The sequence below is a fragment of the Planctomycetota bacterium genome, assembly GCA_039819165.1.
GTDB lineage: Bacteria > Planctomycetota > Phycisphaerae > Phycisphaerales > UBA1924 > JAHCJI01.
In genome coordinates, this window is record JBCBSM010000005.1 from 1 (window position 1) to 693 (window position 693).

The 693-nt window shown below is 69.4% G+C and carries 2 protein-coding genes; both read right to left on the reverse strand.

Features of this window, described 5'->3' with window-relative positions:
- The coding region (locus tag AAFX79_13725; protein ID MEO1009616.1) for a carboxyltransferase domain-containing protein at positions 1-289 on the reverse strand (289 nt) is incomplete at its 3' end.
- On the reverse strand, positions 279-693 hold a 415-nt coding region (locus AAFX79_13730; GenBank protein ID MEO1009617.1), incomplete at its 5' end, for a LamB/YcsF family protein. The genes AAFX79_13725 and AAFX79_13730, both read right to left, overlap by 11 nt.

Genomic DNA, 693 nt, shown 5'->3' on the forward strand with positions numbered 1-693 from the left:
CGCCGTCGTAAACGACCGGTATGGTCACGAGCCGGGTCTCGGTCTCCTCGGGCATCCGAAACGTTTCGGCCTGCGCCTGAAGGCGTTGTGCAGCGCTCTGCGGGGTCTGGGCGATCGGGTCAAACTGCACGACGACCGAGTCGATGCCGGCGACCGCTGCGAGCCAAACGCCTGAAGCGCGCAGCTCTGCCGCGAGCGCCTGCGCCACCGATGCGGTGCCGACCGCAATGCTCAGGAGGTCGTCGCCCGCAAAGACGACCTCGACCGGCGCTGTGGGCTCAGCCGCCAACCGGCTGGATTCCGACGCCGCGCTGTTCGAGGACATCGCGTACGGCCCGCGCCGCGGCCGCCGCGCCCTCGGTATCGCCGTGAATGCACAGCGTATCGGCGCGCACGTCGATGACGTCGCCGTTGCGCGCCGTGACCGACTTGTCGAGCGACAGCGACACGGCCTGTGCCGTGACCGTGTTGATATCGGTGTGCACGGCGCCCGGCTCGCTGCGCGACACGAGCCTGCCGTCGGGTTCATAGGCTCGATCGATGAACGCCTCGGCAATGAACTCGAGGCCGTGCGCCTCGGCCGCGCGTTCGAGTTCGGAGTCCGGCTGGCCCACCAGCGCCGGCCGATTCGGCGCCTCGGCGGTCACGCGCGCGATGATCGTCGCGAGCTCTGCATCGCGCACTGCATCGTTG